This window comes from Flavobacterium sp., from assembly GCF_039930565.1.
In the GTDB taxonomy this organism is placed as follows: Bacteria; Bacteroidota; Bacteroidia; order Flavobacteriales; family Flavobacteriaceae; genus Flavobacterium.
Genome location: NZ_JBDTTP010000012.1, coordinates 1 through 24,846, shown reverse-complemented (window position 1 = coordinate 24,846; position 24,846 = coordinate 1). Strand labels below are relative to the sequence as shown.

Genomic DNA, 24,846 nt, shown 5'->3' with positions numbered 1-24,846 from the left:
ATCATGACAACACTAAACGATTTACATTCGATTTCGTCAACGTTTTCGAATACTGATAAAATGCCAGTTTTGTTTTTAGGACATGGAAGTCCGATGAATGCGATTGAAGAAAATCAGTTTGTGGCGGGTTTTCGCAATCTGGCAAAAACATTGCCACAACCCAATGCTATTTTATGTATTTCAGCACATTGGTTTACAAACGGAACCAAAGTTACTTCGATGCAAATGCCGAGGACCATTCATGACTTTGGAGGTTTTCCGCAGGCACTTTTTGATGTGCAGTATCCTGCAAAAGGAAGCCCTGAACTGGCTTTAGCAACCAAAAAAATATTAGAACCTGTTCATGTGGATTTAGACGAACAGTGGGGCCTGGATCACGGTGCGTGGAGCGTCATTAAACATTTATATCCGGAAGCCAATGTTCCGGTAATCCAGTTGAGTATTGATTATACTAAATCAGGGCAATATCACTTTGAACTGGCTCAGAAGCTGCAATCTTTGCGAAATAAAGGTGTTTTGATTATTGGAAGCGGAAATATCGTTCATAATTTGCGTTTGGTCGATTTTAGGAATTTTGACAAAGATAATTATGGTTTCGATTGGGCAATTGAAGCGAGGGAAACCATTAATAATTATTTGTTGGATGAAAATTTTCAGCCTTTGATGGATTTTGAGAAAATGAATAAGGCAGTTCAATTAGCCATACCAACTCCCGAACATTATTTGCCTTTACTGTACACTTTGGGTCTAAAAGAAAAATCAGAAGAATTGAGTTTGTTTAATGATAAATTATTGGCGGGTTCTTTGAGTATGACTTCTGTAAAAATACTATAAAAATAAAAAATAACTAAATAGGAGTGAGATTGCTTCGTTCCTCGCAATGACATAAAAATGAAAATAATAGCTGTAATTCCGGCGCGATATGCATCAACACGTTTCCCTGCTAAATTAATGCAGGATTTGGGTGGCAAAACGGTAATTTTAAGAACATATGAAGCATCAGTAGCTACAAAATTGTTTGATGATGTGTTTGTCGTAACCGATTCTGATTTAATATTTAATGAAATAGTTTCTCATGGCGGAAAAGCCATTATGAGCATCAAAGAACATGAATCAGGAAGTGACCGAATTGCCGAAGCAATTTATAGTTTAGATGTTGATATAGTGGTGAATGTACAGGGCGATGAACCTTTTACAGAAGCCGGTCCACTGGAACAGGTTTTATCTGTCTTTAAAAATGATCCTGATAAAAAAGTAGATTTAGCTTCCTTAATGAGAGAAATCAAAAATGAAGAGGAAATCAACAACCCAAATCATGTGAAAGTGGTGGTGGATCAATCACATTTTGCTTTGTATTTTTCACGTTCTGTTATCCCGTATCCAAGAGATAAAGATGTGGGTGTTCGTTATTTTCAGCATATTGGGATTTATGCGTTTAGAAAACAGGCTTTGCTGGATTTTTACATTTTACCTATGAAATCTTTGGAAGCTTCAGAAAAACTGGAACAGCTTCGTTATTTGGAGTTTGGAAAACGTATTAAAATGGTAGAAACTAGTCATGTCGGAATCGGAATTGATACGATTGAGGATTTGGAAAAGGCTAGAGCGATTTTGGATTCGAATATGACTTAATTATTTAAAATTAATAAAAAATGACAGTAGCAATTTCAATCATTATTCCTTTCGTATCTGCTATTTTTGGAGGTTATATTACATTTTATTTTGCCTCCAAATCAAAAAAGGAAGAAGCGATAATTAAATTTAGAGAAGAAAAGTATTCTAATCTCTTAATTCTTCTAAAAGGATTTGTTGGTGAAACAGCTAATTCTGAAACAAAGTTAAAATTTTTTGATGAGCAATATAAATCTTGGATTTATTCGTCAGATGAAGTAATAGTTGCTATTAATAATTTAGTTCAACTAATTATTGATCAGGATGGTAAAGTGCCAAATGTAGAAAAAGGAAGAGAAGCTATTGGAAATATTGTTTTGGCTATGAGAAAAGATTTGCTTAAAAATACGTCACTGACAGATAAGGATTTTCGTTACACAGATGTTAGAATAAGAAATTAATATGTTTTATGAAATCGAGTGCCCTAGCCCAGATGGGAAGGAAAATCCTTTTATGCCGGGGTTCGGCATAAAAGATTGGAAGGACAGCTGGAAATAGCTCCTGATCTTCATACTTCTAAAAAATGAAAAAGCTCCAAGTCTTAATTGATTTGGAGCTTTTTTATATAAAATAGAACTTATTCTTAGTACAACACAGGAAATTTTGAAGGATTGACTTCATGCATCATATCGTAAACTTTTTCGAAAATATCTTCGGCAGAAGGTTTTGAGAAATAGTCACCATCTGTTCCATAAGCGGGTCTGTGTGCTTTAGCAGCCAAAGTTTGCGGTTTGCTGTCCAGAAATTTATAAGCATCCTGCTGATCGATAATTTGCTGTAAAATGTAGGCAGAAGCTCCACCCGGAACATCTTCATCAATAATTAATAAACGGTTTGTTTTAGCAATACTTTTTACAATATCCTGATTGATGTCAAAAGGAAGCAGGGACTGAATATCAATCACCTCGCAGTCAATTTCTAATTCCTGTAATTCAATGGCAGCCTGTTCAACCAATCTTAAAGTTGAGCCATAAGAAACCAAAGTGATATCTGAACCTTCTTTAAGTGTTTCAACGACACCGATTGGTGTTTTAAATTCACCAAAATTTAAAGGTGTTTTTTCTTTTAATCGGTAACCATTTAAACACTCAATTACTAAAGCGGGTTCATCGCATTCTAATAAGGCATTATAAAATCCTGCCGCTTGTGTCATGTTTCTTGGTACCAAAACGTGAATACCACGAATAGCATTTATGATCATTCCCATTGGAGAACCGGAATGCCAGATACCTTCTAAACGATGTCCGCGGGTCCTGATGATTAATGGTGCTTTTTGTTTTCCAACTGTTCTGTATTGAAGCGTAGCCAAATCATCGCTCATGATTTGAATTGCGTATAATAAATAATCTAAATATTGGATTTCCGCAATTGGGCGTAATCCTCTCAAAGCCATCCCGATTCCCTGACCAATAATTGTAGCTTCACGAATACCAACATCGGCAACACGAAGGTCTCCGTATTTTTCCTGCATCCCTTCCAGACCTTGGTTTACATCGCCAATGTTTCCCACATCTTCACCAAAAATTAAGGCTTCAGGATATTTGGTAAACAAAGCATCGAAGTTATCACGAAGAATCATTCTTCCATCTAAGTCCGGTCTGGCATTCTCAGCATATTCAGGTAATACTTTTTTTACTGAAAAAACATTTGATTCCGATTCGGAGTATAAATTACTGCTGAATCTTGGCTGCGTTAAGGCAATATAATCTTTTATCCAATTTGATACTAAAACTTTACTGCTTGGTACTTCAACAAAACGTAATATGCGTCTTGTAATCATGAGCATTTCCTTTTTTAAGGGAGCTTTGATTACTTTTAATTCAGATATGTATTTCTGGATTTTATCTTTATGATTAATGCTTGCACTTGAAATTTCTTCCAATAAAACCAAAAGATTTTTTTGATCTTCTATAATCGGATTGATAAAGGAGTTCCAGGCTTCTTTTTTAGCTTCCAGTACTTCTTTTTTAATTTCAGATTCAATCTCTTCTAATTCTTCCGGAGAAGCAATATTGATGGCAATCATCCATAAACGCATCTGACGAATGCAGTCATAATTTTTTTCCCAATCGAGTCTTTCGCTATTTTTGTAGCGTTCGTGTGATCCTGAAGTAGAATGTCCCTGTGGTTGTGTCAATTCATTTACGTGAATTAAAACAGGAATATGCTGCTCGCGGGCAATCAAAGCAGCTCTCTCATATGTAGAAACAAGTTCAGCATAATCCCAGCCTTTTACCCTGAAAATTTCATATCCGTTTGACTCTTCGTCTCGTTGATATCCTTTTAGGATTTCTGATATATTTTCTTTTGTAGTCTGATGTTTAGCGTGTACGGAAATTCCGTATTCATCATCCCAGACGCTCATTACCATGGGAACTTGTAAAACTCCGGCAGCATTTATGGTTTCAAAAAACAAACCTTCAGAAGTACTGGCATTTCCAATAGTTCCCCAGGCAATTTCATTTCCGTTTACAGAGAATTTATCTTTTGTTATTCCATCAACATTTCTGTAAATTTTAGAAGCCTGGGCCAATCCCAATAATCTTGGCATTTGTCCGGCTGTAGGGGAGATATCGGCGCTTGAATTTTTTTGTTTTGTTAAATCTTTCCACGAACCGTCTTCGTTTAAGCTATGTGTTACAAAGTGTCCGCCCATTTGTCTTCCGGCAGACATTGGTTCTGATTTTATATCAGTATGGCCATATAAACCTGCAAAAAACTGTTTTGGTGTAAATTCGCCAATCGCCATCATAAAAGTCTGATCACGGTAGTATCCGGATCTAAAATCTCCATTTTTGAAGGCTTTGGCCATAGCAATCTGAGGTACTTCTTTACCATCTCCAAAAATTCCAAATTTGGCTTTTCCTGTCAATACTTCCTTACGCCCTAAAAGACTGCATTCCCGACTGGTAGCTGCAATTTTATAATCGTTTAATACTTCAGTTTTAAAGTCTTCGAAGGTTAATGTCGTATTGCTTTTTTCTGTAATCATAATCTGGAATGGTCATGTTTATATTGCAAAATTACTCAAAAACTATTAATAATCATAATTCCTTAAAATAAATATAATTTAATTATTTGTAGTTAAATTCAAAAAACTACGTATTTTTTTTGATTAATTTATAGTTAAAAAGGTGTTTTAATGATAATAATTTATGTTATTGTTTAAAATTTAATAAATTAAAACCATTTTCGGGTAAAAAGATTGATTAATGTTTTGGGTGATAATGTGATCACAAATCGTATTTTTTCATTGTAATTATTTTGAGAAATTTCCCATCCATTATTAGAATAGACTGGAAAAAATACTTCAAAATAGTCAGGAACCAGGTTTAATCGGATACCACTATCGTAAACAAAATTTTCACTTTGATGTTTGTTTTTTAGAAAACCAATGTCTCCGTAAACTTCAATCCAGTTCCAAAGTGAATAACTGGTATTCAGAGTTGTCATCCATTGGTTGGCAAAAGAGGGGGCTAATTTAGATTTAAAACCTCCTTCTGCCATAATAAACTGCTGGCTGAAAAAACCGGTGCTTTCTGATCTTCCATAAAAGTTATAGTCGAATAGATAATCCGTAGGCCTGTCTAAGCCAAAACTAAAATAATCTGAGTTTGTTTTGTTGTATAAGAAGCTTCCGGCATATAATCTTAAATTAAGTTTACGATTATCATCAAATAGTCTCCTGTATTCAATTTCTCCGGACATTTTTCCAAAACCACCTGAAAATTGTACATCTGTCATGAAACTGAAATGATTAATCAATTCTGTTTTTGTGTTGATATAACGCGCATTAAAAACAGAATAATTAGGCTCTGAATTGTCTGTTACAAATTTACTTTCTTCGCGATTTACAATTACTTGGCGTACCATGATCAGTTGTTTTCTGTTGTCCCTGAAATTTTCTTCCCGAATTCTTAACTGCACCATCGGATTCAATCTGAAATAGTTGGCATCCTCAGCATAATGAAAATAATTCTGACTTATAGAATATCTTACATTATATAGTGTACTGTTTCGATAGTTGTGATTATATGAAAATGCAGAAGAACCTGATAGGGATGCTGTTTTGAGCGAATACGCAGGATTAATGTCGAATATAAAAGGTTTGTCTAATATTGTTTTGTTATGAAATCGTATTCCGGGTGTAAAACCGTCATATAAATTATAGGTAAGGGTAGGCACATATAAAATCTGATTATAGTAAGGATCTTCCAGGTCTTTCATAAAATTAAATTTTATGGGACGATTGGTTATAGTAAGACTTTTTAGCGATTTCCAGTTATTTCTTAAATTATATTCCGGAACTTCATTATCATAATTAAGCACTATTTTATCTGCATTTTTTCTTTCGAAAATGTATACCGAATCGATATTTTTAGGCTCAATCCACTGTTTAAAAACTACTTTGTTTTTTTTAAGTCCGTAAACAGGAATTGGAGCAAATGCATTCGTTTTATTCTTTACAGAAAACCGAATTAAATCTTTTGTTCTCGAAACAGCCAAAAACTTATAATCGATGATATCTCGAGAATCAATAATAGTTTTAAAAAACCAGTCTATATTTTTTGGAGAATTGTGAATTAAAATTTTTTCAAAATCAGACCTGTTTACTTGCTGTGTTGTATTCATGCTGTAAAATTCCTGAACGCTTTGAGGTACAATATCATTATTCAGGTAATCATCAAGATAACTCAGACTTAAACCTGCACGGTATTTACCGGCAATTTGTTCATTGAATTTTATGAATGTGTTTTTTGGAGCGCCAATTGGCTGGTCCAGATTTTTTCGGGCCATCAGCATGTAATAATAGCTGTATTGCTCATTAAAAGTCAGATTGGTAACGTTATAACTTTTCAGAAGTCTCATTTTTGAAAGGCTTCCCAGCATTTTTTGATCCAAATGGTTTTCTTCCATGTATTTCATCATGGTGTAAATCTGAATTCCGTCATAAATCCAGCTGTCTTTTCGCGGATCTAAACGCAAACTATTTTTTAAATAATTATTCAGATAGGTTTTTAAGAATTTGATTTCAAATACAAATTCATCAGTAAACGGACTGATAAATGAAGGAAGCTGATTTAATCCATAAAAGGGATTTCTATCATAATCAGTCTCCGAAACCGTGATTTTTTCATGTGAATATTTTCCAATAAACGCACTGGTAAAAGTCACAATCCGATTGATGATGATTGCTTTTTGAATTTCGTCAAGTTTCTTGTTCTTTAAATTGGAAAGGATTTCTATTGAACCGTTTTCGTAGGTTTTGAAACTGTTTTGCTTTTCAATGAACAAATTAAAATCAGTTCTTTGATTTCCTGAAAATGAGTAGGTAATAGATTGAGTATTTGTTACATCTTTTGTAACCGAATTCAAATCTGTTGTAATAGAATAACTATTGGGGATTTTTACTGAAATTTCATAATCGCAGGAAGCATTTGCAATATCATCCAGGTTATAATTATTGTATTTAATAAATTCATGATTTTCGAAACGTGCCGGACACAGGAACCAGTTTTTTAAATTCATTACGCCATTTTGATTATGACCGTACCGCGTAAATTTATCACTCGGGATTTTTGAAATATAGGTGATATGTAACTCTGTTTTTTCACCGGGATACAGTTTTTGTTTCAGCTTTACAATAATATAATCAGGGTTTTTTTCAGTTCGTTCCCATTCAAAAGCTGAATCGTCAACAGCTGAAAGATTCAAAATTGTTGTACTTCCGCGTTCTTCGGCATTAGCCAAATGAAAACCGCGATAAAATTCATCCGAAAACCGTCTTCCCAGAGGTGTATTCTTGTCAGAAAAAGCATTGTTCCAATCATTTAGAACAATTGTAGTAAGGGTATCGGATGAAGTGTTAAAATAGGTAATATCCTGTTGTACATGAAGTGTTTTTAGTTCAATACTGACCGCCACATCCATCTTAGAATGATGTTGTGCATATTGTTTTACCGAATTCAATAAAACAAAAATGTAGAATATAATTTTATAATATGATTTCAAGGATGGCTCAAAATTAATGGGTGTACTATTACTTAAGTTACGAGTAGCAGCAGCTTTTGGTTTTTGTAAAAATAATATAAAAAAAGCTGTTTAAAAAACAGCTTCAATTTTTTGATAAAAATAGTTTTAGACCCTTTGGTAATGTATTCAATTAAGTAAAGGCTTCTCTTAAATGAGTTTGAATAAAGTAGAGGGTTTAAACTTTGTATTTAGAAGTTTGGACTCAAATCGTATTTCTTGTAGAATTTATCTAAAGCTTCAACCACTTCATCTTCAGTGTCAACTATTTTGAATAAGTTTAAATCATCAGGACTTACAGTCTGCATTTTTTCAACCAAAACAGTTTTTATCCATTCGATCAATCCCGACCAGAACTCATGTCCAACCAGTATAATTGGAAATTTTCCAATTTTTTTCGTCTGAATGAGGGTAATTGCTTCAAACATCTCATCCAAAGTTCCAAAACCTCCCGGCATTACTACAAAACCCTGAGAATATTTTACAAACATTACTTTTCTAACAAAAAAGTAATCGAAATTTAAGTTTTTATCGTGATCAATGTAAGGATTAAAATGCTGTTCAAAAGGCAGTTCGATATTAAGTCCTACAGAAATTCCGCCTCCTAAATGAGCACCTTTATTTCCGGCTTCCATTATTCCGGGACCACCTCCTGTGATCACACCATAACCTGCTTTACTAATTTTAAAGGCAATTTTTTCAGCCAGTAAATAATATTTATCCTCCGGTTTTGTTCTTGCCGATCCAAAAATTGATACACACGGACCAATTCGTCCCATACTTTCATACCCATTCACAAATTCAGCCATGATTTTAAAAATCGCCCAGCTGTCATTTGACCTGATTTCATTCCATGTTTTTTGTTTCAAACGATCCTGGATAATTCTATCCTCATCGTTATCAAAATCTTCTAATCTCATTTTCTGTGTATTATTAATTTATTTTTCAGGAGCTCGTTCCTGCTGTACACTCTATCTTTTATGCCGAACGCCGGCACAAAAGGATGCCGTTTCCATCAGGGCTAAGGCAACTGTTTTCAATTGAACTTTTAGTTAATAAAAGAAAATCTTTTAATACATCTGCTCTTCAATTGATTTGGTAATGTTGCTCTTAACTTTTCCTGTATGTTCTGTAGTTTTAGATTCAATTAGCATTATCAAACATTCCTCAACTGATGAAACCCTGTGATTTATGCCTTTTTTGACAACGAATAAATCACCTTTACTCATTGTGAATGAGGCTTGACTTTCAATTTCCATCAAAAGCTCACCGGCCACAATGTAAAATAATTCATCTTCGTTTTCGTGATTGTGCCAAGGAATTTCCTGACCTTTTATTTTAGCCACTTTAATATATTGATCATTTACTTCATCAATAATTTTAGGTAAAAAATACTGATTAACGCTGCTGAATTCTTCTTTTAGTTTCATAGTTTTTATCTAGTATGTAAAAAGTAAAAAGGTTGACAAAAATGGCGTACTAAATTAGTTCTTTTTTTAAAATAATATAACAAAACCCATGTTTATTAATTAAAATGTAACATCTTAAGGTGTGATACTTATTCCAATTCCTTTTTCAAAAACTTAGCCGTATAGCTTTTTTTATTTTTCGCAACTTCTTCCGGAGTTCCTTTTGCGATTAATTGTCCGCCGCCTTTCCCGCCTTCAGGGCCAATATCTATAATGTAATCAGCCAGTTTAATCACGTCCATATTATGTTCGATTACGAGAATCGTATTTCCTTTATCAACTAGTTTATTTATAACGTCCATTAAAACACGAATGTCTTCGAAATGTAGGCCCGTAGTTGGTTCATCCAGAATGTAGAATGTGTTTCCTGTATCTTTTTTAGACAATTCTCCGGCTAATTTTATACGCTGCGCTTCCCCACCGGAAAGCGTTGTGCTTTGCTGACCAAGCGTAATGTAGCCTAAACCAACATCCTGAATCGTTTTTACTTTTCGGTAAATTTTCGGAATCATTTCAAAAAACGGAACCGCTTCATCCACCGTCATATTCAAAACATCCGAAATTGATTTTCCTTTGTATCGAATTTCCAGTGTTTCCCTGTTAAAACGTTTACCCTGACAGGTTTCGCATTCTACATAAACATCCGGCAGAAAGTTCATTTCGATAGTTCGAACACCTGAGCCTTCGCAGGTTTCGCAGCGTCCGCCTTTTACATTAAAACTAAAACGGCCCGCTTTATAACCGCGAATCATACTTTCAGAAGTCATCGTAAACAGGTTTCTGATTTCTGTAAAAACTTCCGTATAAGTCGCTGGATTAGAACGTGGTGTTCTTCCAATCGGACTTTGGTCAATATCAATTACTTTGTCAATATGTTCTAAACCTTCAATTTTTTTATAAGGCTGCGGTTTTTTTACACCATTAAAATAATAGGCATTCAGAATAGGGTAGAGGGTTTCGTTTATCAAAGTCGATTTTCCACTTCCTGACACTCCGGTTACGCAAATTAATTGCCCTAAAGGCAATTCGATTGATACATTTTTAAGGTTGTTTCCTGTTGCTCCGGTTAGTTTTAAAAACTTACCATTTCCTTTACGGCGCACTTTCGGAATCTCCAGTTTCATTGTACCGTTCAGATACTGAGCGGTAATCGTGTTCGATTTTAAAGTTTCTGCAGGAGTTCCGATACTAATAATTTCTCCACCATATTTTCCGGCTTTAGGGCCAATATCAATTACATAATCAGCACGTTCGATCATATCTTTGTCGTGTTCAACCACAATAACCGAATTTCCGATATCACGTAGTTGCTCTAACGAATGAATCAGTTTTTCATTATCTCTTTGATGCAAGCCAATACTCGGTTCATCCAGAATATACAAAACACCAACCAATTGCGAACCAATTTGTGTGGCAAGACGAATACGCTGTGCTTCACCTCCGGAAAGTGATTTTGAACTTCGGCTTAAAGCCAGATAATTCAAACCAACATTCATCAGGAAGTTTAAACGGTCTTTGATTTCTTTAACCACTTCAGAAGCAATTAAAAGCTGTTTGTCCGATAAATGACTATTTAGATCTTTAAACCACGCTGTTAAATCGGAAATATCCATCTCACATAATTCTGTGATATTTTTTCCGTTGACCCTAAAAAACTGAGATTCTTTTTTCAAGCGGGAACCATCACAAACCGGACAGTTGATTTCGTCCATAAAATCTTTTGCCCAACGTTTTATTGTCGTCGAAGAAGTTTCGTCAAATTGATTTTTGATGAAATTGGATATTCCTTCAAAATCTATTTTATAGTCACGTGTAACCCCTAAATCTTTTGAATTAACGACAAATTTATCTTTTCCGCCATAGAGAATCATGGTCATGGCTTCTTCCGGAATTTTCTCAATCGCATCTGTGATTTTGAAACCGAATTTCTCTCCAATAACTTCTAATTGCTTGAAAATCCAGGACGATTTATATTCGCCAAGCGGAGCAAAACCACCCGCTTTAATTGATAATTTAGGATTTGGAATAATTTTTTTGGCATTGATTTCATGAACTGTTCCCAATCCGTTACAATGCGGACAGGCTCCTTTTGGGGAGTTGAACGAAAATAAATTGGGTTCCGGATTTTGATAGGATATTCCGGTTGTAGGACACATCAAATTCCTGCTGAAATAGCGCACTTCATTGGTATCCTGATCTAAAATCATCAGTACATTTTCGCCGTGATGCATTGCGGTATTGATACTTTCGGCCAATCTTTTTTGATTGTCTGCCGTATCTTCGATCAACATTCTGTCCACGACAATTTCAATATCATGGGTTTTGTAACGATCTAATTTCATTCCGGAAACTAAATCCTGAACTTCGCCATTAACGCGAACTTTCAAAAATCCCTGTTTGGTAATTTGCTGGAATAATTCGGCGTAATGCCCCTTTCTGGCTCGAATAATCGGAGCCAGAATGTTGATACGTTTTCCAGTAAAATCCTGCATGATCAAATCTTTAATCTGTTCATCAGAATAAGAAACCATTTTCTCTCCCGTGTTGTAACTGTAAGCATCTGCGCCACGAGCATAAAGAAGTCTTAGGAAATCATATATTTCAGTAATAGTTCCAACAGTAGAACGAGGGCTTTTACTGGTTGTTTTTTGTTCAATTGCAATTACTGGAGAAAGACCGTCAATTTTATCAACATCAGGACGTTCTAAACCACCAAGAAACTGTCTGGCATAAGCCGAAAAAGTTTCTACATAACGACGCTGGCCTTCGGCATAAATTGTGTCAAATGCCAAAGAGGATTTACCCGAACCTGATAAACCGGTAATTACAACCAGTTTTTCACGCGGAATAGAGATGTCTATATTTTTTAAATTATGAACTCTTGCACCAAGAACTTCAATAGTATTGTCTTTTTCTAACATAAATTTGAGCAAAAAGCAAAGTTACCATTTTGATTTATTCTTTTTGTGCTACAGTATAGAAGTTTATGTTAAAAATTGTAACAAAATGACTAATCTAAAAAATGGTACTATTATTTTTTTAATGTTCCTCAAAATTAAAATTATTCTATTGTCATAGAGCGTAATTTTGTTCTGTAAGCATCTAGCGCTATAGACTTAGAGATAAAACCATAATATTTGCCGTCTTGTAAAACAGGAAGAAATGCTGTTTTTGAAATTTCAAATTTTCGCATTACAATTTCCATACTATCAAAAGAGTCAATTATGGAGGCAGGAGTTTTCATGATATCTTTTACCATCGTATATTTTACTCTGTAAGGATTAAAAATAATTTCCCTGATATCATTAAAATGAACAATACCAACGAGTTCATTTTCCTTACTTACCACGGCAAAAACCACCTGATTAGAATGGGAAATCAAATCAACCAGTTTACTTAAGTTTTCATCTGGGGAAACAGTAAGATAATCTGTTTGTATAATATGATTGATATCTAAGGTCGATAGAATATTTGAATCTTTATTACTCGTAAAAGCATGTCCTTTTTTAGCCAGATTTTTTACATCAAGCGAATATTTTTCAAAACGTTTAGAAATAGCAAAACTTATTGAAGAAACAATCATAAGCGGTATCATTAAACCATATCCGCCCGTTATTTCGGCTATCAAAAAAATTGCGGTAAGAGGGGCATGGAATAATCCACTCAAAATACCTGCCATTCCCACCATAGTAAAATTACTGATTGGTAACTGTGATAAGCCAGTCAGGCTAATGAATTTTGAAAAAAAATATCCCAAATAAGATCCCATAAATAAAGAAGGCGCAAAATTCCCTCCATTTCCTCCGCTTCCAAGGGTTAGTCCCGAGGCAAAAACTTTAACCATCATCGTACAACCTACAAAAACAAGCAAAACCCATTGGTTATTTCTGAAATCCCCAAATAAAGTATTGTCCAACAATTGTCCCGGATCATTTTCAGATAGTGTTTTAATACTTTCATAACCTTCTCCAAAAAGAGTAGGAAAAATAAAAATTAAAGCAGCTAAAAGAGAAGATCCAAATAAAGCTTTTTTGTAAGGTCCCATTTTTAAAGTGGAAAAATAGTGTTCCACCCGCTGAAAATTTCTGGAATAATAGATGGCTACCAGACCTGTCAGTATTCCTAAAATTAAGTAAAAGGGAATGTTATTATAATCAAATGTTTCTTGTTTTTTGAAAGATAATAAAATAGTTTCATCCAGAAGTATGGCAGAAACCAAAGCGCCTGTAGCAGCAGAAATCATAATAGGGGTGAAAGCTGAAATGCTCACATCTACTAATAAAACTTCAATTGCAAATAAAACCCCGGCAATAGGAGCATTAAAGGCAGCAGATATACCAGCTGCTACTCCACAGCCAATAAGTAATGTTCTGTCTTTATAAGCTAATTTATAATTTTGGGCATAATTTGACCCAAATGCAGCACCGGTTATTACAATTGGGCTTTCTAAACCAGCTGAACCGCCTAAACCCACCGTTAACGAGCTTGTGACAATTTGAGCATACATTTGCTTTTTCGGAATTATACTTGCTTTTTTGGCTACAGCGTATAAAATTTGTGAAGTACCTTTTTGAATGTTGCCGTTTAAAATCTTTTTAACAACAAATACGGTTAACAAAATACCAATTATCGGTAAAATACTATTGATAAAACTCAATTTTAAAATTCCGTTTATGTAGGTTGCAAAGGAAAAAACGCTATGAGCAAATGTTTTTAATATAATTACTGCCAGGGAACAGGATATGCCAACTAAAACACTTGATAAAAATATAAATTGTTTTGGAGTCAATATGGATTGTCCAAAAGCAATAATTCCTTCTAATTTCCGAAAAAAATTTTTAAACATTATCTTTTAAAAGTTAGTGTACTGCAAATTTAGCCTTAACATTTGAAGTTTTATAATAAATTATTAAAATTATAAGCTGTTACGCTTTTTAAATTACTGATCCTTTAAAGTAAGCAGCTTTTCTTTTGAGTGTCTTTTTATATCTTCAAAAAACAAGGTGAATTCCTGTTCAAATTCCGAATAAAATTCTTTTAAATCTTCACTGGCAAATTGCATTTTTGAAGCATTTTTTGATCTTCGGTCCATTTGTGTCAAAATCTGATGGATTCCTTCAATAGTCTGATAGCTTAACAGCCAGTTTTGTTTTATCATGTATGGCATTAAATCCTGGGTTTTCTCAGTCAGAATTTCATAATTTTCATGTAATGACCGGTAAAATTTATTAATGAAATTGTCTAATTTTTCATCAGAATAAACCTTCCAGTTTTTAGCTAAAAAATGATCGTAAATAATATCTACAATTACTCCCGCATAATGGTGGTATTTTTCATGTAATCTTTTAGTACTTTGTCTGAATACATCATGAGAATCAGTATAAGTATCAATAGAACGGTGTAGAATAATCCCTTTTTTTACGTCTTCAGGAAAATGTTCATAGTGTTTACCACGAATTCCGTCTGCCATAAAATTACCAATTTTTATAAAATCATTGTCACCAGAAAGATAGATGTGGGCAAGAAAATTCATTTTGTGTAATATTAATATTCGGGAATATAAGAATTCAAGTTATCTTGTAAATGTATAAAAACTTTTTTAAATCATTTTGTTACAAAATTACGTTTAGGTAAACTTATATATATATTATAATCTTATCATCCAGTAACCCTAGTAACTCAGTAACTTTTTTATATTTGTAATAAATAACCATAATTCATAAAAATGACTTTAATAAAATCGATTTCAGGAATACGAGGAACAATCGGTGGAAAAGTAGGTGATAACCTTACTCCTGTTGATGCAGTAAAATTTGCATCAGCATATGGAACCTTTCTAAAAAATAATACTTCAAAAGAAAAATTGACTGTTGTTATTGGGCGTGATGCCAGAATTTCCGGCCCAATGATTCATAATCTTGTTGTAAACACATTGATAGGTTTAGGAATTAATGTAATAGATCTGGGACTTTCGACAACACCAACAGTAGAAATTGCCGTGCCTTTAGAAAAAGCGGATGGCGGAATTATTTTAACAGCTTCCCACAATCCAAAACAATGGAATGCCTTGAAATTATTAAATGAAAAAGGGGAGTTTCTGAGTGGAGATGAAGGTTTAAAAATTCTTGAAATTGCTGATGCTGAAGCTTTCGATTTTTCAGATGTAGATAATTTAGGCGAAATAACAGTGAATGATGCCTATATGGATATTCATATTGATGAAGTTTTGAATCTGCCTTTGGTAGATATTGAAGCTGTAAAAGCTGCTAAATTTAAGGTCGTTGTTGATGGAGTTAATTCTTCAGGGGGAATTATAATTCCAAGATTATTAGAGTTAATGGGAGTTGAAGTGGTGAAATTATATTGTGAACCAAACGGTCATTTTCCCCATAATCCGGAACCTTTAAAAGAACATTTAACAGATATTTCAGAATTAGTTGTAAAAGAGAAAGCCCATTTAGGAGTAGTGGTAGATCCGGATGTAGATCGTTTGGCATTTATAAGCGAAGACGGAGAAATGTTTGGAGAAGAATATACTTTAGTGGCTTGCGCCGATTATGTGTTAAGTAAAACTCCTGGAAATACAGTTTCGAATATGTCTTCTTCACGCGCATTACGAGATGTAACAGTTGGGCATAACGGAAAATATGAAGCCAGTGCAGTAGGAGAGGTGAATGTAGTTGAACTGATGAAAAAAAATAATGCGGTTATAGGAGGGGAGGGTAATGGAGGAATTATATACCCTGAGTCGCATTATGGGAGGGATAGCTTGGTAGGAGTAGCATTATTTTTAACGCATTTAGCAAACAAAAAGACATCAGTTTCGGCTTTAAGGGCTTCCTATCCTGAATATTATATGAGCAAGAATAAAATTGAATTGACACCTCAAATTGATGTTGATGCCATTTTACTTGCCATGACCCAAAAATATAAAAACGAAGATATTACTACAATTGATGGTGTAAAAATTGATTTTGAAAATGAATGGGTTCATTTAAGAAAATCAAATACAGAACCAATTATAAGAATTTATACTGAAGCGCCATCACAGGAAAAAGCAGATGTTCTGGCATTAAGAATTATTGATGAAATAAAGGTGATTGCAGGTATATAAAGCTGAATGTCAAAAAAATAAAAAGGGCTGATGGATTCTATTCAAATTCATCAGCCCTTTTTATTTAAGCTTTTAATAATTTAATATTTTTTCACTTTTGTTAGCGCAGTTTTATAATTTTCATTTACTTTTTCCCAATTGATTAATTTATAAAAAGCATCAATATAACTTCCTTTTCTGTTTTGATAATCAAGATAATATGCATGTTCCCATAAATCTATTCCTAAAATTGGTGTTCCGGGAATTAAGGCATTTCTCATTAAAGGATTGTCCTGATTTTCAGTAGTTGTAATTTGTAATTTTCCAGCTTTATCAACAACTAGCCAAACCCATCCTGAACCAAATTGTTTTGTGGCCTCATTTTTAAATTGACTGGTAAGATTTGCAAAAGACCCAAATTCCTTACTTATAGAACCAGCTAAGGTGTCTTTAGGGGGTTGTTCCTTTGGGGTTAAATTATTAAAATATAAAGTATGATTGTAATAACCTCCTGCGCTTTGGCGAAGTTTCGCGTTGTTCATATCTAATTTTTTTAATATATCTTCAATAGGAGCATTTTCAAACTCAGTTGTAGCAATTTCCTTATTTAAGTTATTCGTGTAAGTTAAATAATGTTTTGAGTAATGCGTTTCCATTGTTAATGATCTTATCGCCGGTGCCAATGCATCATATGCAAAAGGTAATTTTGTAAGTTCAAAGGATCCTGGTTCAGCTTTTACATCTTCCGGAACTCCTATCGTTATTTTCTCTTCCTTTGTAGGTAATGGTACTTCAACAACTTCCGTTAATTTTTTATCATTACATGAAAATAATGTAATTAATGAAGCTAAAATCCAAAGCTGATTAAATTGATTCTTCATGCGTAATTATTTTAATGTTAAGGAATTAATGATTTCAATATAGTTTTCTTTTGCTTCTTCAACTGATATATGGCTGATTTGCATCCATGCATTAGTTTTAAATGCATTACGCAGATCAAAATGTTCAGATTGATTGTAATTGGCACTACCAAATGTGGCCTGTTTGTAATACGCATATAATCGTAACTGCACGTCCTGAGGTAATGAGGCTTGTGTCATTTTTAAAGCTATTTCAACAGCCTCTGAAAAACGTGTATCTAAATCTTTTTCTGTCATTAAGCTTTTGTAGCAATAATAGTTTTTCCTCCAATTGCTTTTTGGTTGAGTACTACATTAATTGGAGTGCCTAAAGGTAAAAATAAATCAACTCTTGAGCCAAATTTAATAAATCCGGCATCAGTGCCTTGAACAACCTGCATTCCTTCCTGAGCATAATTTACAATTCTACGGGCTAATGCACCTGCTATTTGTCTGTATAAAACCTGTCCAAAGCTTTCATTTTCAATAACCACAGTGGTTCTTTCGTTTTCTTCGCTTGCTTTTGGATGCCAGGCAACGAGAAATTTTCCGGGATGATATTTGCTGAATTTTATGATACCATCCATAGGATAGCGCGTTACATGCACATTTATTGGTGACATAAAAATTGAAACTTGCAAACGTTTATCTTTAAAAAATTCACCTTCGTATACTTCTTCAATAACGACAATTTTACCATCAACCGGAGAAAGAATCTGGTTTGTGTTTTTATCTGAAATCCTTTGGGGATTTCTAAAAAATTGCAAGATAATAATCAAAACTAATAATGCAGCAATTTGAACTGCCATTCTCAGCCAATAGATATCAATAAATTTGTCAGCAATTAAAAGTACAGCAACAGTAAAAACTGTACCGAATAAAATTGATTGGGCTCCTTCTTTATGAAACATAATATAAAATTTGATAAAATAAAAATATAACTGGTGCTACAAATATAACACTATCTAATCGATCTAATACACCTCCATGTCCAGGCATTATGGCGCCACTGTCTTTTACTCCGGCAATACGTTTGAATTTTGATTCAATAAGGTCACCAATAGTTCCAAAAATGCTTACAATTAAAGCAATTATTGTCCATATTAAAATTGATTTTTGACTGAAATCAGGATTCGGTCTAATGTATAATTTGGAAATCAAAAAACCGGCAAGAATGGCAAAAATAGTTCCGCCTATAAAACCTTCAATTGTTTTTTTAGGAGAAATACGCTCAAATAATTTGTGTTTTCCCACTGACTTTCCTACTACATAAGCAAATGTATCATTTGTCCAAATAAGAATAAATAATCCAATGATAATTTTAGGATTATAATCTTTGATACCAAAAGAAATTTTAACGATGAAAATAAATGGTAATATGATATAACCTAAAAGATATAAATATTTTGAGATAGTGCTTATTTCTTGTGTGCTGTCAAATAAAAACACAATGCATTTTATTGATATTATTAAAGTGATTACAAGTAGTACTGTATACAAGGAATCAATATTTATGATAAATTCAATATTGTCTTTCAAAAAGGTATTAACATAATTTTCAGTTTCTGTTTTGTAAAAACTTATTAAAATGACAGTAGAATAAAGGAGAAAAGAAAAAATTAGAGAGATGACTTTGTTAACATTTACTAAATTACAAAATTCATAAGCAGCAATAATTAGAAAAACTCCAAAAAGCGCAATAAAGCTTTCAGTAGAAAACAGAATAGAAGTTAATAATAATCCAATATAAACAGCACCGGAAATGGCTCTCTTTAGTGTTTCATTCATCTTAAAGATCTTCTAAAAGCAACAAATAAAGATTTTTGGCAACACTTCCGTATTGGGTAAAATCTTCTTCTTTTGCTTTTTCGAAATATTTTATTGTGGTAATATTGGTAGGGTAATCTCTTTCGTATTTACGCTTTATGGCACTTAAGCCATCACTTTTTATAGAGACAATTTGACTGGTAGTTGCAATAATTACAATATTTACGGGTAATTCGTTTGGCTTGGTTTGTTTAATTTGTTTTGACGAAAATAAAATTGAACCTTCCTCACCAATCAGGTTTTCACATCCTGCTAATAAAAATTTTGGATTTGGTGCAGCTTTATAAATTAATTTGTTTTCATCCAACAGGCTAAAAAGACCGGGTTCAAAACATAAAACTTCACTTTCAAACCAATCGTTTTCTTCTAATATGTTTTCAAATTGATCAGCTACTTCCTGTTTGTTTTCACAATACAAAAATTTGCCTCCATTTTTTTTAAAATTAAAAATGAATTTTTCATCTATGGATAAATGACTTTCAGAAGTTGAACCGCCTGCATATTCACTTTCATGTTCTTCATCAGAAGAGGCACTGCCAGAACCGAATATTTTTTTGAAAAAACTCATTATATATGAAATACTTTACATGTTAATTGAAAACGTTCAAAGATAAAAAAATCTTAATTCAAAAGGGTGTTTTGAATTAAGATTTTAAAAAATATTAAATTATTACGTTAAAGTTTAGGAAACCACTTCGCCTAAATTTTTGTCGAAAGTACGTTTTCCGAAAATGTTTTCAAGATCATCTTTAAAGATTACCTCTTTTTCAATTAAAATATCGGCAAGCTGATTTAGTTTGTCTTTATTATCTTCTAAAATTTGAATAGCTCTTTGGTATTGACCTTCAATTAATTCTGAAATTTCTTTGTCAATTATTTTTGCTGTTTCATCAGAATATGGTTTAGAGAAATTGTATTCGCTTTGACCTGTTGAATCATAATAGGTAACATTTCCTATTTTATCATTCAATCCATAAATGGTTACCATCGCACGAGCCTGACGTGTTACTTTTTCCAAATCACTTAAGGCACCGGTAGAAATCCTGTCAAAAGTTACTTTCTCGGCTGCTCTTCCTCCCATAGTAGCACACATTTCGTCTAGCATCTGGTCAGTTCTTACGATTTGTCTTTCTTCCGGAAGATACCATGCAGCTCCTAAACTTTGTCCACGTGGTACAATAGTCACCTTAATAAGTGGCGCAGCATGCTCTAACATCCAGCTTACGGTTGCGTGACCCGCTTCATGAATAGCAATAGCTCTTTTTTCTTCAGGAGTAATAATTTTATTTTTCTTTTCAAGACCACCAATGATCCTGTCAACAGCATCAAGAAAATCTTGCCTGTCTACAGCAGTTTTGTTGTTACGTGCAGCAATTAAGGCCGCTTCATTACAAACATTGGCAATGTCTGCACCAGAAAATCCTGGAGTTTGTTTTGCAAGGAAATCTAGATCAAGACCTTCTACTTTTTTTATAGGAGCCAGATGGACTTGAAAAATTTCAGCTCTTTCACGGATATCCGGTAAGTCAACAAAAATTTGTCTGTCAAAACGACCGGCACGCATCAAAGCCTTGTCAAGAACATCAGCTCTATTAGTTGCTGCTAAAACAATTACGTTAGAGTTAGTTCCAAAACCATCCATTTCAGTCAATAACTGGTTTAAAGTGTTTTCTCTCTCGTCGTTTCCGCCTGACATATTGCTTTTTCCTCTTGCTCTGCCAACAGCATCAATCTCATCAATGAAAATGATAGCTGGAGATTTTTCTTTTGCTTGCTTAAATAAATCACGAACACGTGATGCTCCAACACCCACAAACATTTCAACAAAATCAGATCCTGACAATGAAAAGAAAGGTACCTGAGCTTCTCCGGCAACGGCTTTTGCAAGCAATGTTTTACCAGTTCCGGGAGGGCCTACAAGTAATGCTCCCTTAGGTATTTTACCTCCAAGATTAGTATATTTTTCAGGGTTTTTAAGAAATTCTACAATTTCCTGTATTTCCTCTTTTGCGCCTTCTAAACCAGCAACATCCTTAAATGTAGTTTTGATATCCGTTTTTTCATCAAATAATTTAGCTTTCGATTTTCCAATATTAAAAATTTGTCCACCACCACCAGCGGCACCGCCAGACATTTTACGCATAATGAAAATCCAAACGCCAATGATAATAATGATTGGAAGTAAGCTAATCAGAATATCGCTCCAGTTATTTTTTTCCTGAAAAGAATAATCTTTTAATTTTTTCTGATCTACGGCTGCTTTTAATGTTTTTTCAAAGTTTTGGACATCTCCCACTTTAACGATGTAATGTGGGCCTTTATTTAGTCCGTTAAACATATCCTTGGCTACTTTTTTATTAGCCGGATTTTTAAGTGCAGCTTCCGTCAAAAACACTTCGGTTTCTGATTTGTTATATATAATTACTTTTTCAACTTCACCTTTCTGCAAAAGATTATTGAAGTTGGGAGGAGATAATTGTATAGGCTCGCTCAAACTAGATCCTCCGGTAGCAAAACTTATAAATAAAAATACGAGAAGTATTGCAGTATATATTAACCAGGGACTTATTTTAAATTTATTCTGATTTGGATTATTATCTTTAGCCATTAGAGAAAGTTCTTTTTAGTATTTATTTTCTATTGTAGTTATTTTGGCATCACCCCACAGGCTCTCGATATTATAGTATTCACGAATATGTTTTTGAAAAACATGCACTACGATGTGCACATAATCCATTAATACCCATTCTGCATTATCGCTTCCTTCTACATGCCAGGGTTTATCTTTTAAATCTTTGGATACTGTTTTTTGAATTGAATTTACAATTGCGTTAACCTGAGTGTTAGAGCTTCCGTTGCAAATTACAAAATAGTCACAAACAGCAGTGTCTATTTCCCTTAGATCAAGAATATCAATATCGTTTCCTTTTACTTCTTCAATTCCTTTGATTATGTTCGCCAACAGAACATCGTTATTAATAGTCTTTTTCGCCATGAATTATTTTATATGATTTTGTAAAGTTACCAAATTTTGTTATTAATTTTGAACCTTAACAAAATATTAAATTAAGTTATTTAAATTGCTTTAATGAAACTAATCAAACTCGATGCCATAGATTCTACTAATGACTTTCTAAAGGCATTGTCAAGTCAGGAAGAACTGGAGAATTTTGTGGTGGTAACGGCTGAAAATCAAACAAAAGGAAAAGGACAAATGGGGTCGAAGTGGCTTTCGGAGGCTGGTAAGAACTTAACAATGAGTGTTTTGGTTAAAGATTTTCTTTATGATAGTTTACAAGTATTTAATCTGAGTATTATTGTTTCGTTATCAGTTATTGATGCTTTAAAATCATTGAATATTCCTGATTTAACTATAAAGTGGCCTAACGACATTATGTCATATAATAAAAAAATTGGAGGCATCTTAATAGAAAATACGATAAAAAGTAATGGCAGAATTGTGTCAGTGGTTGGAATTGGACTCAATGTCAACCAAACCAAATTTGAAAATTTACCTAACGCTTCTTCATTAAAATTAATTTGCAGCACCGAATTTAATAAAGATCTCCTTCCTGAATTAATTGTAAATAAAATGAAACAGAGAATTGAATCATGGCAAACAAAATCTGATGATTTCTGGAAGGAATATTTTAATTCACTTTTCAGAAAAGGTGTTCCAATGCCTTTTAAAAATTTGGATAATTCAAATTTTATGGGAATAATTCAGGGTGTTTCGCCTGTTGGAAAAATACAAATTTTACTCGAAGACGATTCGGTTTCAGAATTTGATATTAAAGAAATTATGATGCTCTATTAGAGGAATTTTAAAGTTCAAAAATTTAAAAAAAATCTAAAGGTAATTCTGAAACATTTATATAAAATTTAAATCTTTTGTACTATTACTTTTTTAGGCTCTATCTTTTTATTCCAATAAATGATATAAAAAGTTCCTAATATTGAAGGCGTTATCCATGCAATTAAATTCCCAATTCCTAATCCTGCTACTATATAAGCAGTAATTGATGCAATTAAAGCGCCAATCATTTTTCCTATGTGTTTTGAAAGCCAGTTTCTGTTAGTTTCTGAAAAATTCCTGAAAAAGATAAAATCTTTAACGGTCATATAAAAACCAAATCCACCAAAGAAAGTAAACAAAATTCCGTTTGCAATAATGTTTAATTGACAATACAATCCTAACGAAATCATTATTACAGAAAAGAAAAGCATGCTGCCTGAAATTATCCTGTCAATTAAATCTGCTTTTAATTTATGTTTGAAAGTTAACGCTCTGTTGCCGGAGATAACCAGATAAATCGTAAACAATCCGATAAGGAATAAAAATACATTTTGATGATTTGGCATCCAGCAAATAGGTATTGAAATAAGAGAACTGGTTATCATTCCCAAAGAAAATAGTTTTCCCATTCTCTTATGCAGGATACTGCCTTTTTTTACAATGACACTTCCAATCCCTGTAATCAACCCAAGTCCTCCAAAAAAGGCATGAATGTAAATTAAAATCTTAATAGCTGGTTCCATTTGATGTATTTTAGTTTGATAGTCCAAACTTCGATTATTAATTGGCGGGAAAATAATTTATATTTCTGAACTGTATTTTTTTGAGGACGAATTGTTTTTATGAAGTTTTTAAAGTAGTTGGAAAAGTAATAGACAAAAAAAGTCCGATTGTAAAATCGGACTTTTTTGTTTATGTGAGTAAATTAATAATTGATTAAAGCTTAGTCATATTGTTGGCCAAAGTCTCAATAAATTTACTAATCGGTCCTTTGATCATCATGGCCATCATGGCGTTAAACTCTCCTTCAAATTTTAATTGAACAGCACTTTCCGAATTTGAAATACTTTCAATGTCAGAAACCAGAGTAAAAGGAAGCTTATCACTTGCTGCTCCTAAAACAATTTGGCTTGGTGCTGATTTCTCTTTCATTTTCAGTTTTATTTCCGGCATACCTTTCAGTCCAAAAATAAAAGCATCTTCGCCGGTCACTTCAAACTTAGCGATATTATCAGGCATTAATTTTTCAAAATTCTTTACATCAGATAATAAATCAAATAATTCCTGGGCTGATTTCTGAACAGTAACTTTTGGACTTTCTAAGTTCATATTTTTTATTTTTTGTTTCTACAATTATTCCTGACCCCAAGTTGATGGTGTAACACTCCATTCCTGCAAAGCGCTCAGGTTATCTTCAGAAATGTATTGTTTTTCTACAGCCAATTCTAATAAATTAGCGTAATTGCTCAATGAATACAAATCTACATTGGCCTTTTTGAAGTTTTCCTCGGCAACATTAAAACCATAAGTAAAAATGGCAGCCATTCCTTTAATATTCGCTCCTTCATTACGTAATGCTTCTACAGCCATCAGGCTACTATTTCCGGTACTAATTAAATCTTCAACTACAACCACATTTTGGCCTTTTTGCAAAAAGCCTTCAACCTGATTTTGTCTTCCGTGTTTTTTTGGTTCCGGACGAACATATACAAATGGCAATCCAAGGCTTTCTGCTACTAAAATACCGATTCCAATTGCCCCTGTGGCAACCCCTGCAATAACATCGGGTTTTCCAAATTGTTTCTCAATGTTTTTTGCAAATTCATCTCTGACATAATTTCTTATCATTGGAAAAGAGAGTATTAGCCTGTTATCACAATAAATAGGTGATTTCCATCCAGAAGCCCATGTAAAAGGATTTTCTGGATTCAATTTAATTGCATTTATTTGCAAAAGCAATTCGGCTGTTTTTTCGGCAGTATCTTTATTAAAAATCATAGTACAAATGTATAAAGTTTTTGTGAACGACAAACCACTTTTTTTGACAAATGAAATCTCAAG

The 24,846-nt window shown here is 33.4% G+C and carries 22 protein-coding genes; 5 read left to right on the top strand and 17 right to left on the bottom strand.

Annotated features, from left to right (window positions below):
* Positions 1 to 3 precede the first annotated feature (3 nt).
* The 3 genes from ygiD to ABI657_RS05100 are packed head-to-tail and all read left to right on the top strand — an operon-like array spanning position 4 to position 2,072.
* Entirely contained in the window at positions 4 to 834 is an 831-nt protein-coding gene (gene ygiD / locus ABI657_RS05110; RefSeq protein WP_348096166.1) for a 4,5-DOPA dioxygenase extradiol, read from the top strand.
* Between the two features lie 57 nt (positions 835 to 891).
* A complete protein-coding gene (kdsB, locus tag ABI657_RS05105; protein WP_348096165.1) occupies positions 892 to 1,632 on the top strand; it encodes a 3-deoxy-manno-octulosonate cytidylyltransferase in 741 nt (246 codons plus the stop codon).
* Between the two features lie 20 nt (positions 1,633 to 1,652).
* Positions 1,653 to 2,072, top strand: coding sequence for a hypothetical protein (locus tag ABI657_RS05100; RefSeq protein WP_348096164.1), 420 nt, complete (start codon positions 1,653 to 1,655; stop codon positions 2,070 to 2,072).
* A 182-nt stretch (positions 2,073 to 2,254) separates the two neighbouring features.
* Here ABI657_RS05100 and ABI657_RS05095 read toward each other — a convergent pair whose 3' ends face one another.
* The 7 genes from ABI657_RS05095 to ABI657_RS05065 form a co-directional block, all read right to left on the bottom strand.
* Positions 2,255 to 4,663 carry a thiamine pyrophosphate-dependent enzyme gene (locus ABI657_RS05095; RefSeq protein WP_348096163.1) on the bottom strand — a complete coding sequence of 803 codons (2,409 nt, stop codon included), beginning with the start codon at positions 4,661 to 4,663 and terminating at the stop codon, positions 2,255 to 2,257.
* Between the two features lie 188 nt (positions 4,664 to 4,851).
* Positions 4,852 to 7,602, bottom strand: coding sequence for an aminopeptidase (locus ABI657_RS05090; RefSeq protein ID WP_348096203.1), 2,751 nt, complete (start codon positions 7,600 to 7,602; stop codon positions 4,852 to 4,854).
* Positions 7,603 to 7,892: 290 nt separating this feature from the next.
* On the bottom strand, positions 7,893 to 8,621 hold the full coding sequence (locus tag ABI657_RS05085; protein ID WP_348096162.1) for a TIGR00730 family Rossman fold protein: 729 nt from the start codon (positions 8,619 to 8,621) through the stop codon (positions 7,893 to 7,895).
* A 150-nt stretch (positions 8,622 to 8,771) separates the two neighbouring features.
* Complete coding sequence (locus tag ABI657_RS05080) at positions 8,772 to 9,131, bottom strand: cupin domain-containing protein (protein ID WP_348096161.1); 360 nt, start codon at positions 9,129 to 9,131, stop codon at positions 8,772 to 8,774.
* Positions 9,132 to 9,259: 128 nt separating this feature from the next.
* A complete protein-coding gene (gene uvrA, locus ABI657_RS05075) occupies positions 9,260 to 12,091 on the bottom strand; it encodes an excinuclease ABC subunit UvrA (protein ID WP_348096160.1) in 2,832 nt (943 codons plus the stop codon).
* A 140-nt stretch (positions 12,092 to 12,231) separates the two neighbouring features.
* Positions 12,232 to 14,016 (bottom strand): chloride channel protein, encoded by a 1,785-nt coding sequence (locus ABI657_RS05070; protein ID WP_348096159.1) that lies wholly within the window; start codon positions 14,014 to 14,016, stop codon positions 12,232 to 12,234.
* A 93-nt stretch (positions 14,017 to 14,109) separates the two neighbouring features.
* The gene (locus ABI657_RS05065; protein WP_348096158.1) at positions 14,110 to 14,703 is read right to left on the bottom strand and encodes an acyl carrier protein phosphodiesterase; all 594 of its coding nucleotides are present in this window, start codon (positions 14,701 to 14,703) and stop codon (positions 14,110 to 14,112) included.
* Positions 14,704 to 14,895: 192 nt separating this feature from the next.
* Between ABI657_RS05065 and glmM the strand changes: the two genes are divergently transcribed.
* The gene (glmM, locus tag ABI657_RS05060; RefSeq protein ID WP_348096157.1) at positions 14,896 to 16,284 is read left to right on the top strand and encodes a phosphoglucosamine mutase; all 1,389 of its coding nucleotides are present in this window, start codon (positions 14,896 to 14,898) and stop codon (positions 16,282 to 16,284) included.
* Between the two features lie 80 nt (positions 16,285 to 16,364).
* On the opposite strand, the gene ABI657_RS05055 is transcribed toward glmM, so the two are convergent.
* The 7 genes from ABI657_RS05055 to rsfS form a co-directional block, all read right to left on the bottom strand.
* A complete protein-coding gene (locus ABI657_RS05055; RefSeq protein ID WP_348096156.1) occupies positions 16,365 to 17,144 on the bottom strand; it encodes a superoxide dismutase in 780 nt (259 codons plus the stop codon).
* A 6-nt stretch (positions 17,145 to 17,150) separates the two neighbouring features.
* On the bottom strand, positions 17,151 to 17,420 hold the full coding sequence (locus ABI657_RS05050) for an acyl-CoA-binding protein (RefSeq protein WP_348096155.1): 270 nt from the start codon (positions 17,418 to 17,420) through the stop codon (positions 17,151 to 17,153).
* Positions 17,420 to 18,073: a phosphatidylserine decarboxylase family protein gene (locus ABI657_RS05045; protein ID WP_348096154.1), complete on the bottom strand. Its 654-nt coding sequence runs from the start codon at positions 18,071 to 18,073 to the stop codon at positions 17,420 to 17,422. The genes ABI657_RS05050 and ABI657_RS05045 overlap by 1 nt, the downstream gene beginning before the upstream one ends.
* Positions 18,063 to 18,950 carry a phosphatidate cytidylyltransferase gene (locus ABI657_RS05040; RefSeq protein ID WP_348096153.1) on the bottom strand — a complete coding sequence of 296 codons (888 nt, stop codon included), beginning with the start codon at positions 18,948 to 18,950 and terminating at the stop codon, positions 18,063 to 18,065. The genes ABI657_RS05045 and ABI657_RS05040 overlap by 11 nt, the downstream gene beginning before the upstream one ends.
* Before the next feature lies 1 nt (position 18,951).
* The gene (locus tag ABI657_RS05035) at positions 18,952 to 19,557 is read right to left on the bottom strand and encodes a lactate utilization protein B/C (RefSeq protein ID WP_348096152.1); all 606 of its coding nucleotides are present in this window, start codon (positions 19,555 to 19,557) and stop codon (positions 18,952 to 18,954) included.
* 114 nt (positions 19,558 to 19,671) lie between these two features.
* Positions 19,672 to 21,597 (bottom strand): ATP-dependent zinc metalloprotease FtsH, encoded by a 1,926-nt coding sequence (gene ftsH / locus ABI657_RS05030; protein WP_348096151.1) that lies wholly within the window; start codon positions 21,595 to 21,597, stop codon positions 19,672 to 19,674.
* Between the two features lie 15 nt (positions 21,598 to 21,612).
* A complete protein-coding gene (gene rsfS, locus ABI657_RS05025; RefSeq protein ID WP_348096150.1) occupies positions 21,613 to 21,984 on the bottom strand; it encodes a ribosome silencing factor in 372 nt (123 codons plus the stop codon).
* Positions 21,985 to 22,077: 93 nt separating this feature from the next.
* On the opposite strand from rsfS, the gene ABI657_RS05020 reads away from it, so the two are divergent.
* Positions 22,078 to 22,806, top strand: a complete 729-nt coding sequence (locus tag ABI657_RS05020; protein ID WP_348096149.1) for a biotin--[acetyl-CoA-carboxylase] ligase — start codon at positions 22,078 to 22,080, stop codon at positions 22,804 to 22,806.
* Between the two features lie 65 nt (positions 22,807 to 22,871).
* Here ABI657_RS05020 and ABI657_RS05015 read toward each other — a convergent pair whose 3' ends face one another.
* The 3 genes from ABI657_RS05015 to pyrE all read right to left on the bottom strand — a co-directional run bounded on the left by ABI657_RS05015 (position 22,872) and on the right by pyrE (position 24,783).
* Complete coding sequence (locus ABI657_RS05015; protein ID WP_348096148.1) at positions 22,872 to 23,528, bottom strand: hypothetical protein; 657 nt, start codon at positions 23,526 to 23,528, stop codon at positions 22,872 to 22,874.
* A gap of 193 nt (positions 23,529 to 23,721) precedes the next feature.
* On the bottom strand, positions 23,722 to 24,114 hold the full coding sequence (locus ABI657_RS05010; RefSeq protein ID WP_348096147.1) for an SRPBCC family protein: 393 nt from the start codon (positions 24,112 to 24,114) through the stop codon (positions 23,722 to 23,724).
* 24 nt (positions 24,115 to 24,138) lie between these two features.
* The gene (gene pyrE / locus ABI657_RS05005) at positions 24,139 to 24,783 is read right to left on the bottom strand and encodes an orotate phosphoribosyltransferase (protein WP_348096202.1); all 645 of its coding nucleotides are present in this window, start codon (positions 24,781 to 24,783) and stop codon (positions 24,139 to 24,141) included.
* Positions 24,784 to 24,846 lie beyond the last annotated feature (63 nt).

Coding starts and splice junctions, on each gene's coding strand:
- ygiD (WP_348096166.1), top strand. CDS start 4: ATGACAACACTAAACGATTTACATTCGATTTCGTCAACGTTTTCGAAT.
- kdsB (WP_348096165.1), top strand. CDS start 892: ATGAAAATAATAGCTGTAATTCCGGCGCGATATGCATCAACACGTTTC.
- ABI657_RS05100 (WP_348096164.1), top strand. CDS start 1,653: ATGACAGTAGCAATTTCAATCATTATTCCTTTCGTATCTGCTATTTTT.
- ABI657_RS05095 (WP_348096163.1), bottom strand. CDS start 4,663: ATGATTACAGAAAAAAGCAATACGACATTAACCTTCGAAGACTTTAAA.
- ABI657_RS05090 (WP_348096203.1), bottom strand. CDS start 7,602: ATGGATGTGGCGGTCAGTATTGAACTAAAAACACTTCATGTACAACAG.
- ABI657_RS05085 (WP_348096162.1), bottom strand. CDS start 8,621: ATGAGATTAGAAGATTTTGATAACGATGAGGATAGAATTATCCAGGAT.
- ABI657_RS05080 (WP_348096161.1), bottom strand. CDS start 9,131: ATGAAACTAAAAGAAGAATTCAGCAGCGTTAATCAGTATTTTTTACCT.
- uvrA (WP_348096160.1), bottom strand. CDS start 12,091: ATGTTAGAAAAAGACAATACTATTGAAGTTCTTGGTGCAAGAGTTCAT.
- ABI657_RS05070 (WP_348096159.1), bottom strand. CDS start 14,016: ATGTTTAAAAATTTTTTTCGGAAATTAGAAGGAATTATTGCTTTTGGA.
- ABI657_RS05065 (WP_348096158.1), bottom strand. CDS start 14,703: ATGAATTTTCTTGCCCACATCTATCTTTCTGGTGACAATGATTTTATA.
- glmM (WP_348096157.1), top strand. CDS start 14,896: ATGACTTTAATAAAATCGATTTCAGGAATACGAGGAACAATCGGTGGA.
- ABI657_RS05055 (WP_348096156.1), bottom strand. CDS start 17,144: ATGAAGAATCAATTTAATCAGCTTTGGATTTTAGCTTCATTAATTACA.
- ABI657_RS05050 (WP_348096155.1), bottom strand. CDS start 17,420: ATGACAGAAAAAGATTTAGATACACGTTTTTCAGAGGCTGTTGAAATA.
- ABI657_RS05045 (WP_348096154.1), bottom strand. CDS start 18,073: ATGTTTCATAAAGAAGGAGCCCAATCAATTTTATTCGGTACAGTTTTT.
- ABI657_RS05040 (WP_348096153.1), bottom strand. CDS start 18,950: ATGAATGAAACACTAAAGAGAGCCATTTCCGGTGCTGTTTATATTGGA.
- ABI657_RS05035 (WP_348096152.1), bottom strand. CDS start 19,557: ATGAGTTTTTTCAAAAAAATATTCGGTTCTGGCAGTGCCTCTTCTGAT.
- ftsH (WP_348096151.1), bottom strand. CDS start 21,597: ATGGCTAAAGATAATAATCCAAATCAGAATAAATTTAAAATAAGTCCC.
- rsfS (WP_348096150.1), bottom strand. CDS start 21,984: ATGGCGAAAAAGACTATTAATAACGATGTTCTGTTGGCGAACATAATC.
- ABI657_RS05020 (WP_348096149.1), top strand. CDS start 22,078: ATGAAACTAATCAAACTCGATGCCATAGATTCTACTAATGACTTTCTA.
- ABI657_RS05015 (WP_348096148.1), bottom strand. CDS start 23,528: ATGGAACCAGCTATTAAGATTTTAATTTACATTCATGCCTTTTTTGGA.
- ABI657_RS05010 (WP_348096147.1), bottom strand. CDS start 24,114: ATGAACTTAGAAAGTCCAAAAGTTACTGTTCAGAAATCAGCCCAGGAA.
- pyrE (WP_348096202.1), bottom strand. CDS start 24,783: ATGATTTTTAATAAAGATACTGCCGAAAAAACAGCCGAATTGCTTTTG.